Annotated in this window: 13 protein-coding genes; 1 reads left to right on the top strand and 12 read right to left on the bottom strand. The window is 65.8% G+C overall.

Features of this window, described 5'->3' with window-relative positions; translation table 11 throughout:
- Nucleotides 1-107: 107 nt before the first annotated feature.
- Genes V6M63_RS07795 through V6M63_RS07785 form a run of 3 tightly spaced genes read right to left on the bottom strand, consistent with a single transcriptional unit; the run spans nt 108 to nt 1545 of the window.
- The gene (locus V6M63_RS07795; RefSeq protein WP_332741017.1) at nt 108-752 is read right to left on the bottom strand and encodes an HAD family hydrolase; all 645 of its coding nucleotides are present in this window, start codon (nt 750-752) and stop codon (nt 108-110) included.
- The gene (locus tag V6M63_RS07790; protein WP_332741016.1) at nt 749-1123 is read right to left on the bottom strand and encodes a YchJ family protein; all 375 of its coding nucleotides are present in this window, start codon (nt 1121-1123) and stop codon (nt 749-751) included. The genes V6M63_RS07795 and V6M63_RS07790 overlap by 4 nt, the downstream gene beginning before the upstream one ends.
- On the bottom strand, nt 1120-1545 hold the full coding sequence (locus V6M63_RS07785) for a rhodanese-like domain-containing protein (RefSeq protein WP_332741015.1): 426 nt from the start codon (nt 1543-1545) through the stop codon (nt 1120-1122). Before V6M63_RS07785 ends, V6M63_RS07790 begins: the two co-directional genes overlap by 4 nt.
- A 98-nt stretch (nt 1546-1643) precedes the next feature.
- Here V6M63_RS07785 and V6M63_RS07780 point away from each other — a divergent pair, with 98 nt between their 5' ends.
- Nucleotides 1644-2348, top strand: a complete 705-nt coding sequence (locus V6M63_RS07780; RefSeq protein ID WP_332741014.1) for a glutathione S-transferase N-terminal domain-containing protein — start codon at nt 1644-1646, stop codon at nt 2346-2348.
- Nucleotides 2349-2462: 114 nt separating this feature from the next.
- Here the strand turns inward: V6M63_RS07780 and V6M63_RS07775 are convergent, their stop codons facing one another.
- The 9 genes from V6M63_RS07775 to V6M63_RS07735 form a co-directional block, all read right to left on the bottom strand.
- Nucleotides 2463-3923 (bottom strand): TrkH family potassium uptake protein, encoded by a 1461-nt coding sequence (locus V6M63_RS07775; RefSeq protein ID WP_442909560.1) that lies wholly within the window; start codon nt 3921-3923, stop codon nt 2463-2465.
- A gap of 10 nt (nt 3924-3933) precedes the next feature.
- Entirely contained in the window at nt 3934-5406 is a 1473-nt protein-coding gene (locus tag V6M63_RS07770; protein ID WP_332741012.1) for a TrkH family potassium uptake protein, read from the bottom strand.
- 17 nt (nt 5407-5423) lie between these two features.
- Complete coding sequence (gene trkA, locus V6M63_RS07765; RefSeq protein ID WP_332741011.1) at nt 5424-6815, bottom strand: Trk system potassium transporter TrkA; 1392 nt, start codon at nt 6813-6815, stop codon at nt 5424-5426.
- A gap of 128 nt (nt 6816-6943) precedes the next feature.
- Entirely contained in the window at nt 6944-8071 is a 1128-nt protein-coding gene (locus tag V6M63_RS07760; RefSeq protein ID WP_332741010.1) for an acyl-CoA dehydrogenase family protein, read from the bottom strand.
- A 19-nt stretch (nt 8072-8090) separates the two neighbouring features.
- Nucleotides 8091-8759 (bottom strand): SDR family oxidoreductase, encoded by a 669-nt coding sequence (locus tag V6M63_RS07755; RefSeq protein ID WP_332741009.1) that lies wholly within the window; start codon nt 8757-8759, stop codon nt 8091-8093.
- 101 nt (nt 8760-8860) lie between these two features.
- Nucleotides 8861-10045 carry an acetyl-CoA C-acyltransferase gene (locus tag V6M63_RS07750; RefSeq protein WP_332741008.1) on the bottom strand — a complete coding sequence of 395 codons (1185 nt, stop codon included), beginning with the start codon at nt 10043-10045 and terminating at the stop codon, nt 8861-8863.
- A 38-nt stretch (nt 10046-10083) separates the two neighbouring features.
- Nucleotides 10084-11895 (bottom strand): bifunctional isocitrate dehydrogenase kinase/phosphatase, encoded by a 1812-nt coding sequence (gene aceK / locus V6M63_RS07745; protein ID WP_332741007.1) that lies wholly within the window; start codon nt 11893-11895, stop codon nt 10084-10086.
- A 14-nt stretch (nt 11896-11909) separates the two neighbouring features.
- Nucleotides 11910-12569: a carbonate dehydratase gene (can, locus tag V6M63_RS07740; protein WP_332741006.1), complete on the bottom strand. Its 660-nt coding sequence runs from the start codon at nt 12567-12569 to the stop codon at nt 11910-11912.
- Between the two features lie 64 nt (nt 12570-12633).
- Nucleotides 12634-13815 carry an isovaleryl-CoA dehydrogenase gene (locus V6M63_RS07735; protein ID WP_332741005.1) on the bottom strand — a complete coding sequence of 394 codons (1182 nt, stop codon included), beginning with the start codon at nt 13813-13815 and terminating at the stop codon, nt 12634-12636.
- Nucleotides 13816-13843: the final 28 nt, after the last annotated feature.

The raw sequence follows: 13843 nt of genomic DNA, 5'->3' as shown, positions 1-13843 counted from the left end.
GCCGCGCTGCGCGCGACCCCCTCAATGGGGCGATGCCTGTGGCCTGGCGGAGCCAGTTCCACGGCATCTGCTGAAGTGGGACACGCGCTCCGGCAAGACCTGATGGGTCAGACGCGCAACTCGCGCATGTGGCTGAACACGCGCGCGACCGCCAGGCCTTGGAACGCCCGGCCATGGCCCTCGGGGCAGTACCCCCACACCGTGGCGCCGGCGGCCAGACCGGCCTGTGCGCCGGGTGCCGTGTCTTCGATGACCAGACAACGCCTCGGGTCCACGCCCAGGTGCGCGGCAGCGGCCAGGTAGACGTCGGGCGCGGGTTTTGAGCGCGGCAGGTCGTGCCCGCTGAAGACCGCGTCGCCAAACCAGCTCGCCAGGCCCACGTGCTCCAGCTGCATCACCACCTTGGCCCGATCGGCGCCCGAAGCGCAGGCGATGCGACCGCCGACGCGGCCGTGCAGCTGGGCCACCGCCTCGTGAACCCCGTCGACGGCCTTGAGCTCGGCCAGCAGGCGCGCGTTGCGCCGCGCATAGAAAGCCTGCATCCATTCCTCCGTCAGCGGTTTTCCGGTTTCGGCCTCGATGCGCGCACGCTCGTCGCGCACCGCCTTGCCGATGAAGATCTGCATGCACTCGGCCTGCGTGAGCGCCCAGCCGCTCTCGTTGAGCACCTCGCGCAGCACACCGTTGGTGATGGGTTCGCTGTCCACGAGCACACCGTCGCAATCAAAGAGAACACCGTCGAACTGCGTCACAAGAGATCTCCATCCACATATAACCAATGTCCTTCCTCGCACACGAAGCGGCTGCGCTCGTGCAGGCGTTGTCCGCGGCCCTGCAGCCTCGATCGCGCGACGAACTCCACTTCGGCACGGGCGGCGTCCAGGGGCGTGTGCCGTTTCACCTCCAGGCCCAGCCACTTCAGGCCCGGCTCCAGCTCCAGCGTGCGTGGCCGCGTGCTCGCGTGCCAGGTGGCCAGCAGATGCGCCGCGTCGCCACGCACGAAGGCGGTGTATCGCGAGCGCATGAGCGATTCGGCGTCGGGGGTGGCCACACCCGTGCCCATGTAGCGGCCGCAGCAAGCCTCGAAGGCCGCACCGAGCCCGCAGGGGCATGCTTCTTTCATCCGGCCTTCTTCGCCTTGCGTTGCTCCAGCGTCTCCACCGGCGCGCCCTGCGTCACCCAGTCGGTGAAGCCGCCGTCGATGTGGGCCACGTTGGTCATGCCCATGTCCTGCAGGGTCTTGGTGGCCAGCGCGCTGCGCCAGCCGGCACCGCAAAAGAGCACGAACTCGCGGCCTTCGTCGGCAAACACGGGCTTGAAATACGGCGAGGCCGGGTCGACCCAGAACTCGAGCATGCCGCGCGGCGCGTGCAGCGCACCCACCGCCGTGCCTTCGCGCTCAAGCTCGCGAACATCGCGGATGTCGACCAGCTGCAGGCGCGCATCGCCCGCTGCCAGACGGGCCTGGATCTCGGCCACGCTGTAGGTGGTGATCTGTGCGCTGGCCTCAGCCACGAGCGCCTGGGAGCCTTTGATGATCGGCATGTCTTGTCTCCGGTGGATACGGAATTATCGATGCCCTTGCAGAGCCCGGGTCATGCGGGACGGGTGTTCAATGCGGCTCTCATTCAGGAAAGGCATTCATGACATCTCTCGACAGATTCCCCATCACGCAGAAGTGGCCCGCACAGCATCCCGAGCGCCTGCAGCTGTATTCGCTGCCCACGCCCAACGGCGTGAAGGTCTCGATCATGCTGGAGGAAACCGGCCTGCCCTACGAGCCGCACCTGGTGAGCTTCGACACCAACGACCAGACGTCGCCGGCCTTCCTCTCGCTGAACCCGAACAACAAGATCCCGGCCATCATCGACCCCGACGGTCCGGGCGGCCAGCCACTGGCATTGTTCGAGTCGGGCGCCATCCTGGTGTACCTCGCCGAGAAGACCGGGAAGTTCCTGCCGCAGGACCCGGCCGCGCGCTACGAGACGCTGCAGTGGCTGATGTTCCAGATGGGGGGCGTGGGCCCCATGTTCGGGCAGCTCGGCTTCTTCCACAAATTCGCCGGCAAGGACTTTGAGGACAAGCGGCCGCGCGACCGTTACGTGAGCGAAACCAAGCGACTGCTGGCGGTGCTGAACCAGCGCATGGCCGGGCGCGAGTGGATCATGGGCGCGGACTACTCCATCGCCGACATCGCGATCTGGCCCTGGGTGCGCAACCTGGTGGGCTTCTACGGCGCGGGCGAGATCGTGGGCTTCCAGGACTTCCCCGAACTCGCACGCGTGCTGGAAGCCTTCGGTGCGCGCCCCGCGGTGATCAAGGGCCTCGCCATTCCGGCGCGAGGCTGAAACGCGCGAGTGAAGTGCCCCCAAACCCAGGATGCCGCGGAACTGGCTCTGCCAGGCCGCAGGCATCGCCCCCTTGAGGGGGTGACGCGCTGAAAGCGCGGCGCGGGGGCGGGCCTACTTCCTCCAGAAGTGGCCCGTGAACAAAACCAACACCGTCAACAGCTCAAGTCGGCCCAGCAGCATCGCAAACGTCAACACCCAGATCTGGAACTCGTTGAGCACGCCGAAGTTGCTCGCCGGCCCCACATCGCCCAGACCGGGACCGATGTTGTTGACCGTGGCGACCACGGCCGAGAACGAGGTCACGATGTCCAGTCCGGTGAACAGCAGCAGCATGGTCAGGCCCATGGTGGCCGCGCCGTAGATCAGCATGTACCCCAGCACGGCGGTCATGACCGACGCGGGCATGATGGCGCCGCCCAGCGTGACGGGATTGACCACGCGCGGATGCACGATGCGCACCAGCTCGCGCCGCGCCTGCTTGATCAGCAGCACCATGCGCACCAGCTTGATGCCGCCGCCGGTGGATCCCGCGCACGACACGAAACAGCCCAGGAACATGAGCAGCACGGGTGCAAACACCGGCCACCGCGCGTAGTCGGTGGAGGCATAGCCCGTGGTGGTGGCCACCGACACCACGTGAAAGGCACTGGTTCGCAGCGCCTCGGGGAAACCGGCGATCACGCCCTGCGCTGTCAGCAGGAAGGCCACCAACACCACGGACGCCACCAGCACGGTGACGTAGGTGCGAATTTCGCGGTCGCGGGTGAGCGGGCGCAGCGAACGCTGGCGCAACACGATGAAATAGCGCATGAAGCTCACACCGGCCAGCGTCATGAAGACCGTGGCCACAGCCTCGATCTTCGGCGAATCCCAATAGCCAAAGCTGGCATCGTGCGACGAGAAGCCGCCCAGGCCCATGGTGGTGCACATGTGCATGAAGGCGTCGGCCCAGCTCATGCCGGCCCAGCGGTAGGCCACCATGCAGGCCACTGAAAACAGCACGTACACCCCCCACAGGCCACGCGCGGTTTCGGAAATGCGCGGGGTGAACTTGGTGTCCTTCATGGGCCCGGGCGTCTCCGCGCGGTAGAGCTGCACCCCGCCCAGACCCAACATCGGCAACACCGCCACCACCAGCAGCATGATGCCCAGGCCGCCCAGCAATTGAAGGAAGCAGCGCCAGACGTTGACCGACACCGGCAGCTCGTCGAGCCCGGACAAGGCGGTCGAACCGGTGGCCGTGAGCGCGCTCATGGCTTCGAAATACGCCTTTGTCCAGCTGATGTCGGGCACGGTGAACATGAGCGGCACCGCGGCGAACGCGGGCAGCAGCATCCAGACCAGGTTGACCAGCAGGAAACCGTCCTTGGCCTGCAATTCGCGGCGGAACCGGTGGGTGGCCCGCCACAGGATCAGACCGCAGACGGTGGTGAAGGCGAAGCCGTACGCCCACACCAGCGCGTGGTGCCGGGCGTCCAGAAACCAGGCCCAGGCCAGCGGCACGAGGAAGGCCGGCGCAAACGCCAGCAGGATGCGCGAGAACACCGAGAGGACGGGCAACAGGGTGAACAGCATGTGACGTCTATTTGCGCCAGAAGCCGGGGGTGAACAGCACGAGGAACGACAGCATTTCCAGCCGGCCCAGCAACATGGCCACGGCACACACCCAGGTCTGGAAATCGGTCAATCCCTGGAAGTTGCCCGCCGGCCCCACCTCGTTGAGACCAGGGCCCATGTTGTTCACACTGGCCACCACCGCCGAGAACGCGGTGTCGAACGGCAGATCGGAGACCAGCAACAACAAGGTCAGCCCGATGATGGTGCCGCCGTAAACCAGCATGAAGCCCAGCACCGACAGCAGCGTGCCGGTGCTCACCACATGGCCCCCGAGGTGCACGGGATACACCGCGCGTGGATGGATGATGCGCGACATCTCCCGCTTCGCCTGCTTGAGCAGAATGAGCACGCGCGCCATCTTGATGCCTGCGCCGGTGGAGCCTGCGCTGGTGGCCACGCCCGACAGCAGGATCATGAACAAGGGCGCGAACACCGGCCAGGTGGTGTAGTCCACCGTCGAATAACCGGTGGTCGATCCGATGGAGATCACGTTGAACAGGGCCACCCGCAAGGTCTCCAGGGGATCGGTCATGGTGCCCTTGGCCAGCAGCAGCGCGGCAACCAACACGCTGGAACCCAACAGCAGGATCATGGAGCCACGCCACTCGGCGTCGCGCCAGATGCGCCCGGGGTGGCGCTTGGCCATGGCCACGAAGTACAGCGCAAAGTTGCAGCTGGCCACCAGCATGAAGAAGATCGCCACCCACTCCAGCGTGGGTGACTGGAAGTAGCCGAAACTGCTGTCGTGCGACGACAGGCCGCCCAGGCTCATGGTGGTGAACATGTGCGCCCAGGCATCCAGTGGTGTCATGCCGCCCAACCAGTAGGCGAACACGCAGGCGGCCGACAGCAGGCAGTACACGGTCCACAGGCCCTTGGCGGTTTCGGTGATGCGCGGTGTGAGCTTGGCGTCTTTCATCGGGCCGGTGGCCTCGGCGCGAAACAACTGGCTGCCGCCCACGCCCAGCATGGGCAGGATCGCCACGGCCAGCACCAGGATGCCCATGCCACCGAGCCACTGCAGGAAACAGCGCCACAGGTTGATCGAACCGGGCAAGGCATCCAACCCGCTGAGCACGGTGGCACCGGTGGTGGTCAGGCCAGAGATGGCCTCGAAGTAGGCGTCGGTCCAGCTGATGGGGGTGGCCGTCTGGCCAAAATACAGCAGCAGCGGCAGGCTGGCAAACAGCGGCAGCAGCGTCCAGACCAGCCCCACCAGCAAGATGCCGTCGCGCGTCTGCAACTCCACCTTGCGACCCACCTTGAACACGGCGCTGCGTATCAGCAGGCCAACGACAAAGGTGACGGCCACGGCCGGCAAGTAAGCCGCCTGGGCGCCGTCCTGCGACAACCAGGAAACCAGCCAGGGGACAAGCAGGGTGAGGGAGAACACCATCAAGATGGCGCCCAGCACAGGAAAGATGCGCAGCAATGGCATGAAGGCAGCTTTCGGTTTCAGCCGAAGAAGGTGGCGCCGACCTGGAACAGCTTTTCGACCTCGCGCACCAGGCGCTTGTTCGGGATGAACATGATGATGTGGTCATCGGTCTGGATGACGGTGTCGTGGTGGGGCATGAGCACTTCCGATCGGCTCCCTTCGCCACGCACGATGGCGCCGATGCGAACGCCCTTGGGCAGCTTGAGCTCTTCCACCTTGCGACCCACCAGCTTGCTGGTCTTCACGTCGCCACGCGCAATGCCTTCGAGCGCCTCGGCCGCACCGCGCCGCAGGCTGTGCACGGCCGCCACGTCGCCGCGGCGCAGGTGCGTGAGCAGTTCACCGATGACGGTCTGGGAAGGCGAAATCGCGATGTCGATGGTGCTGCCCTGCATCATGTCGGCGTAGGCACGGCGGTTGATCAGGGCCATGACGCGCCCGGCGCCCATGCGCTTGGCCAGCATGGCCGACATGATGTTGTCCTCGTCGTCGCTGGTGAGCGCGAGAAACATGTCCATCTCGCCCACGCTTTCCTCCAGCAGCAGGTCTTCGTCGGCGCCATCGCCGTTGAGGATGAGCATGCTGGAGGGCAACTGACTGGCCAGGTATTCGCAGCGGGCCTTGTAGTGCTCGATGATCTTCACCTGGCACTGGCCTTCCAGCGAACGCGCCAGGCGCAGCCCGACCTTGCCACCGCCAGCGATCATGATGCGGCGCACCGGTTTGTCGATGTTGTGGATGGCACCCAGCACGTAGCGGATCTTTTGCGTGTCGGCCAGCACGAACACCTCGTCGCCCGCGAGGATGCGGGTGGTCTTGGTGGCTTCCATCTCGGTGTCGAGCCGGTACAGCGCCACCACGCGCATCTCGGCGTGGGGGAAGCGTTCGCGGAATTCGCCGATGGTGTGGCCCACCAGCGAGCCGCCGTGCGTGGCACGGATCGCGATCAGGCTGGCGCGGCCATCGGCGAACTCCAGCACCTGCAGGGCTTCGGGGTAGCTGATGAGCTGGTGGATGTAGCGCGTGACCGACTCTTCGGGGCAGATCACATGGTCCACCGCAAAACCGTTGCGGCCCAGCAGTTCGTCGCCCTCGGCGAATTCGGGTGAGCGCAGCCGGGCGATGGTGCTGGGCACGTTGAAGATGTCGTGCGCCACCTTGCACACCACCAGGTTGGTTTCGTCGTTGGCGGCGCAGGCGATCACCATGTCGGCGTCCTTGGCGCCCGCTTCGCGCAACACGGAGGGCTGGATGCCGTTGCCCACCACGCCACGCAGGTCGATCCGCTCCTCCAGGAGCCGCAGGCGGGCCGGATCCATGTCGATCACGGTGATGTCGTTCTGTTCGGAGACCAGGCTCTCCGCGACGCTTTCGCCGACTCGGCCGGCACCCAGGATGATGATGTTCATGGTGGGCGATGGTACCCCCCGCGCCGCCTGCGGCGTCACCCCCCAGGGGGCGATGCCTGTGGCCCGGCAAAGCCGGTTCCACGGCATCCTGCGTGCAAGACATTTCGCGCCGAACACGGCGCAGGGGGTCACAACGCTCTTTGAATGATGATCTTCTGAATGTCGGAGGTGCCTTCGTAGATCTGGCACACCCGCACGTCCCGGTAAATGCGTTCCACCGGAAAGTCGCTCACGTAGCCGTAGCCGCCGAACACCTGAATGGCGGCGGTGCACACGGCTTCGGCCATCTCGCTGGCAAACAGCTTGGCCATCGCGGCTTCCTTCAGGCAGGGCTGGCCCGCGTCGCGCAGCGCGGCGGCGTGGTGCGTGAGCGCGCGGGCTGCTTCGATCTGCGTGGCCATGTCGGCCAGTCGAAAACCCACCGCCTGGTGGTTGAAGATCGGTTGGCCAAAACTTTCGCGCTCTTTCGAATAGGCCAGCGCGCAGTCGAAGGCGCTGCGCGCCATGCCGATGCTTTGCGCGGCAATGCCGATGCGCCCGCCTTCAAGTGCCGAGAGCGCGATCCTGTAGCCCTCCCCTTCGGCGCCGATCAGGTTGTCGGCCGGGATGCGGCAGTTGTCGAAGTTGATCTGCGCGGTGTCGCTGCTGTGCTGGCCGAGCTTGTCTTCCAGCCGCGCGACCACATAACCCGGGGTGCTGGTGGGGACGACGAAGGCGCTCATGCCTTTCTTGCCGGCGCCCTTGTCCGTCACCGCGATCACGATCGCCAGTTGCCCGTTCTTGCCACTGGTGATGAACTGCTTGACGCCGTTGATGACGTACTCGTCACCCTGCTTCACCGCCGTCGTGCGCAGGGCCGAGGCGTCCGAGCCCACGTGCGGCTCGGTCAGGCAGAACACGCCGAGCATCTGGCCGGCGGCCAGTGGGCGCAGCCACTGCTCCTGCTGCTGCGCATTGCCGTAGCGCATCAGGATTGCGTTGACCGGGCAGTTGGTGACAGAGATCGCGGTGCTGGTGCCGCCGTCACCGGCCGCAATTTCTTCCAGCACCACGGCCAGCGTCACATAGTCCAGCCCCGCGCCACCCAGCGCCTCGGGCACGCAGATGCCGTAGGCGCCGAGCTCCGCCAGCCCCTGGTGCACGTCTGCCGGAAAGTGGTGTTCCTTGTCCCACTTCGCCGCGTTCGGCCAGAGCTGCTCCTGGGCAAAGCTGCGGACCGCGTCGCGGATCATGAGTTGGTCTTGGTTGAGTGGCATGGAGCGTCTTTCGAGGGGTTCACCAGGTGGTGGCACGCCGGCCATCGCGGTGGATGAGGCGGCCATTGTCGTCGGGGGTGAGGGCGGCAATCGTGCGGCGCAGGTCGGCCACGCTGCGCTCGGCCGTCAAGGGTGCCGAGCCGCCGCCCATGTCGGTGCGCACCCAGCCCGGGTCGAGCGCGACGCAGGTGGCCGCCGGGTAGCTGTGGCGGGCGCTGACCAGGGCCATGTTGAGCGCGGCCTTGCTCACGCGGTAGAGCCAGGCGTTGCTGGCGGAGACGTCGCCGATCTGGCTCATGCCGCTGGAGAGCACGCCGAACACGCCGCGGGCCGCTTCGACCGCCGGCAGCACCTGCGGCATGGCCTGCATGGCACCCAGCACATTGGTGTGCATCACGCGATCGAAGGCCTCGCGGGTGGGTGGGGTCTGCGCGTCGCTGGTGTCGTACACGCCCGCGACGTACAGCGCCACGCCGATCTCCTGCCCATCGAGCGACCAGGCCAGGCCGCTCACGCTGGCCGGGTCGGCCACGTCCAGGCGCAGTGGCTCGGCGCCAAGCTCGCGCAGGCGTTGCAGGCCGGCATCGTCGCGCGCGGTGGCGATCACGCGCTCGCCTGCGGCGAGGTACTGGCGCGCGAACTCGAGGCCGATGCCGCGCGACGCGCCGATCACAAGAATGGTGTTCATGGAGTGAAGGGTGTTTACACCAGGGCTACCGCGGAACCGGCTTTGCCGGGCCGCTGGTGGCGCCCCCTTGAGGGGGTGACACCGAAGGCGGCGCGGGGGTGTTACATCAATTCAATCGCCATGGCCGTGGCTTCGCCGCCACCGATGCACAAGGTGGCCACGCCCTTCTTGCCGCCGCGCGCCTGCAGCGCGTGAATCAGCGTGACCAGGATGCGCGCGCCGCTGGCGCCGATGGGGTGGCCCAGGGCGCAGGCGCCGCCGTTGACGTTGACCTTCTCGTGCGGAATGCTCAGCTCGGTCATGAGCGCCATGGGCACGACGGCAAAGGCTTCGTTGATTTCCCACAGGTCCACGTCGGCCACGCTCCAGCCGGTTTTTGCCAGCAGCTTCTGCGTGGCACCCACCGGAGCGGTGGCAAACCAGTTGGGCTCCTGCGCGTGGGTGCTGTGGGCCACGATGCGCGCCAGCGGCTTGCAACCCAGCTGCTGCGCGGTGGACTGGCGCATGAGCACCAGCGCGGCCGCGCCGTCGTTGATGGACGAGCTGGACGCCGCGGTGATGGTGCCGTCCTTCTTGAACGCGGGCTTGAGGCTGGTGACCTTGTCGAGCTTGACCTTGCCCGGGCCTTCGTCGGTGGACACCACGCGCTCGCCGCTGCGGTCTTTCACCGTCACGGGGGTGATCTCGGTGGCAAACGCGCCGCTCTCGGTGGCCGCCTTGGCGCGCGTGACCGACGCGATGGCGAAGGCGTCCTGCTGCTCGCGGGTGAAGCTGTACTTGGCCGCGCAGTCTTCACCAAAGGTGCCCATGGAGCGGCCGGCCTCGTAGGCGTCTTCCAGACCGTCGAGCATCATGTGGTCGAAGATCTTGTCGTGGCCCATGCGGTAACCGCCGCGGCCCTTTTGCAGCAGGTAGGGTGCGTTGGTCATGCTTTCCATGCCGCCAGCCACCATCACGGTGGCGCTGCCGGCGACGATCATGTCGTGCGCCAGCATGGTGGCCTTCATGCCCGAACCGCACATCTTGGAGAGCGTGACGGCGCCGGCCGATTTCGGCAGCCCGCCCTTGAACGCGGCCTGGCGCGCCGGGGCCTGGCCCTGGCCAGCCATCAGGCAGTTGCCGAACAGCACTTCATCGACCGTTTCCGGGTTCACGCCGGCGCGCTCGACCGCCGCCTTGATGGCGGCACCGCCCAGGTCGTGGGCAGACAGGCTGGCGAAGTCGCTCTGGAACGAGCCCATGGGGGTGCGGGCGGCGCCGACGATGACGATGGGGTCTTGGGACATGGTGAATCTCCTTGAAAAGCTGAGGACAAAAAAGGGTTTCAGGCGAGCGCATGGGCAAGAAACCGCCGATCGCGCTCGTAGGGGAAAACGTCGTGCACATGGCCGGCGGCGATGCGCTCCTTGTTCGCCTGCCAGAAGGCGGCATCGAGCAGGTCGGCGTGGTGCTTCATGAAGACCTCGCGCACGGCATCGTTGCCGAGCAGGAAGGGGCCGAAGGTCTCGGGGAACACGTCGCGCTTGCCGACCGTGTACCAGACCTCGCCCGACATTTCCTCCTCCGCGGTGCGCGGCTCGGGCACGCGGCGAAAGTTGCAGTCGGTGATGTATTCGATTTCGTCGTAGTCGTAGAACACGACCTTGCCGTGGCGGGTGATGCCGAAGTTCTTCCACAGCATGTCGCCAGGAAAGATGTTGGCGGCCACCAGGTCCTTGATGGCGTTGCCGTATTCGACCACCGCGCGCTCGATCTGCGCCAGGGCCGTGGGGTCGGCGGCCTGCACCTGCAGCGCGTCGAACGCTTCCCGCAGGTAGATGTTGAGCGGAATCATGCGGCGCTCGATATAGCAGTGCTTGAGCACCACCTCGATGTCGCCATCGCCGTCGCGGTCGCTGATCTCGAGCTGGCTGGGCGCGAACTTCTGGATCTCGGCGATCAGCTCGTCGGTGAAGCGGTTGCGCGGAAAACCCACCTCTGAGAACTCCAGCGTGTCGGCCATGCGGCCCACGCGGTCGTGCTGCTTGACCAGCAGGTACTTGCCGCGGATCTGCTCGCGCGAGGTGTCCTTCTGCGGTGGGTAGAAGTCCTTGATGACCTTGAACACGAACGGAAAACTCGGCAGATCGAACACCAGCATGACCATGCCCTTGATGCCGGGCGCAATGCGGAACTTGTCGGTGGAGTGCCGCATGTGGAAGAGGAAGTCGCGGTAGAACAGCGTCTTGCCCTGCTTGGCCAGGCCCAGCGCGTTGTAGAACTCGGCGCGCGGCTTGCGCGGCATCATGCTGCGCAAGAACTGCACATAGGCGCTCGGGATCTCCATGTCGACCATGAAGTAGGCGCGCGCAAAGCTGAACAGGATCAGCAGGTCGTCCTCGCCGAAGAGCGCGGCGTCCACCACCAGTTTGCCGTCGGTGTTGTGCAGGATGGGCAGGGCAAACGGCACCTCCTGGAAGCCGTTGATGATCTTGCCGACCACATACGCGCCCTTGTTGCGGAAGAACAGGCCCGAGAGCACCTGGAACTGGAAGTTGGCGCGCAGCTTCACATGATCGAAGTGCTGCTTCATCGCACCGAGCACCAGCTCGGCGTCGCGCTCCAGGTTCTCGAACGGCACGCGCAGGGCGAAGTCCTGGAGCATGCGCAAGGCCTCGGCCCGCATGGTCTCGGCGGTGGGGTAGTAGCAGCGGTAGGTGGGCTTCGCGCTGGGCTCCTCGTTCTCGATGTACTCGGTGGAGACCGCCGGGCGCACGAAGATGAAATCGTTCTGGAAGTAGGCGCGCTGCAGGATCTTGGTGGTGACCGAGTTGAAGAAGGTCTCTGCCAGCTCGGGCTGGTGGTGATTCACCAGCAGGCCGATGTAGTGCAGCTTGACCTGCTCCCACACGTCCATGGGTTGTTCGTCGGCGCCGAATTCCTTCATGAGCCGCATCACGCATTCCTTGACCCGCAGGTCGTAGAACTCGATGCGCTCGCGCTGCGCGCGCTGCTGGCCCAGCCAGTCGCGCGTCTCGAAGCGGTGTTTGGCGCGCGCCGACTCGGTGCGGAACAGCCGGTAGTGCCGGTTGAAACCGTCCATCATGGCCTTGGCGATGGCGTAGGCCAGTGTCGAGTCGAGGCGCTGGGGGAGCATGGCGCCGTTGGTGTTCAGCCGAAGTGCCGTGCCGTCACGCCATCCACGGCCGCACGGTAAATGGCATCCAGTCCCTGCGAGCCCTCGGCCGTGATCAACAGGTCCTTCAGCAAGCCGTCGCTCAGGCCATACACCCAGCCGTGCAGCGTGAGCGCCTGGCCGCGCGCCCAGGCATCCTGCACCACCGTGGTCTGGGCCACGTTCATCACCTGTTCGATCGCATTGAGCTCACACAGCGCGTCGGCTCGGCGGTGATCGGGCAGGCCGTCGATCAGCCCGGCATGGCGGTCGCGCACGTCCTTGATGTGGCGCAGCCAGTTGTCGGCCAGCCCCACGCGCACATCCTTGAGCGCGGCCAGCACACCACCACAGCCGTAGTGGCCGACCACCATCAGGTGCTCGACCTTGAGCACGTCCACCGCGTACTGGATGGTCGACAGGCAATTGAGGTCGGTGGGCACGACCACGTTGGCCACGTTGCGGTGCACGAACACCTCGCCCGGCGCCAGACCGGTGATCTGGTTGGCCGGCACGCGGCTGTCGGAGCATCCGATCCACATGTAGCGCGGACTTTGCTGCTTGAGCAGCTCGGTGAAAAAAGTCGGGCGCGCGGCCACCATCTCGGCGGCCCAGGCGCGGTTGTGGTCAAACAGGTTTTGCAGGTGCGAGGTCATGCGGTGTTCTCAGGGGTGGCGACGCGGCCAGGGGGTGCGCACTCGCGCCGGGAAGCCACTGAAGTTAGCAGGTCTCCGCGAAAAGTTCACGGCCGATCAACATGCGGCGGATCTCGCTGGTGCCGGCGCCGATCTCGTAGAGCTTGGCGTCGCGCCAGAGGCGACCCAGCGGGTATTCGTTGATGTAGCCGTTGCCACCGAAGATCTGGATGCCGTTGCCGGCCATCTTGGTCGCCTCTTCGGCGCACCACAGGATGACGGAGGCGCAGTCCTTGCGCACCTGGCGCACGTGTTCGGCGCCGAGCAGGTCGAGGTTTTTCGCCACCGTGTAGGCGAACGAGCGACCGGCCTGCAACACGGTGTACATGTCGGCCACCTTGCCCTGGATGAGCTGGAATTCGCCGATGCTCTGGCCGAACTGCTTGCGGTCGTGGATGTAGGGGACGATGTTGTCCATGACGGCCTGCATGATGCCCAGTGGCCCGCCGGTGAGCACGGCGCGCTCGTAATCCAGGCCGCTCATGAGCACCTTGGCGCCGTTGTTCAGGCCACCCAGGATGTTCTCGACCGGCACTTCCACGTTGTTGAACACCATCTCGCCGGTGTGGCTTCCGCGCATGCCGAGCTTGTCGAGCTTCTGCGCGGTGCTGAAGCCTTTCATGCCTTTCTCGACGATGAAGGCCGTGACGCCACGCGCACCCATCTCGGGCTCGGACTTGGCGTAGACCACCATGGTGTCGGCATCGGGCCCGTTGGTGATCCACATCTTGCTGCCGTTGAGCAGGTAGTAGCCCCCCTTGTCTTCGGCTTTCAGCTTCATGCTGATCACGTCGCTGCCCGCGCCCGGCTCGCTCATGGCGAGTGCGCCCACGTGTTCGCCGCTGATGAGCCTGGGCAGGTATTTCTGGCGCTGCGCGTCGCTGCCGTTGCGCTTGATCTGGTTCACGCAGAGGTTGCTGTGCGCGCCGTACGAGAGGCCCACGCTGGCCGAGGCGCGCGAGATCTCTTCCATGGCGATCATGTGGGCCAGGTAGCCCATGTTGGCACCGCCGTATTCCTCGCTCACGGTGATGCCGAGCACGCCGAGATCGCCCATCTTGCGCCACAGGTCCATGGGGAACTGGTCGCTCTGGTCGATCTCGGCCGCGCGCGGCGCGATCTCGGCTTGCGCAAAGTCGCGCACCGCGTCGCGCAAGGCATCGATGTCTTCACCGAGCTGGAAATTGAGGCCGGGCAGGTTGGTCATGGGTGTTGTCTCCGATGAAAAGGGAAGC

The organism is Hydrogenophaga sp. (genome assembly GCF_036675665.1).
GTDB lineage: Bacteria > Pseudomonadota > Gammaproteobacteria > Burkholderiales > Burkholderiaceae_C > Hydrogenophaga.
Note: the sequence above shows the minus strand (reverse complement) of the source record. Positions and strands in the feature narration are given on the sequence as shown.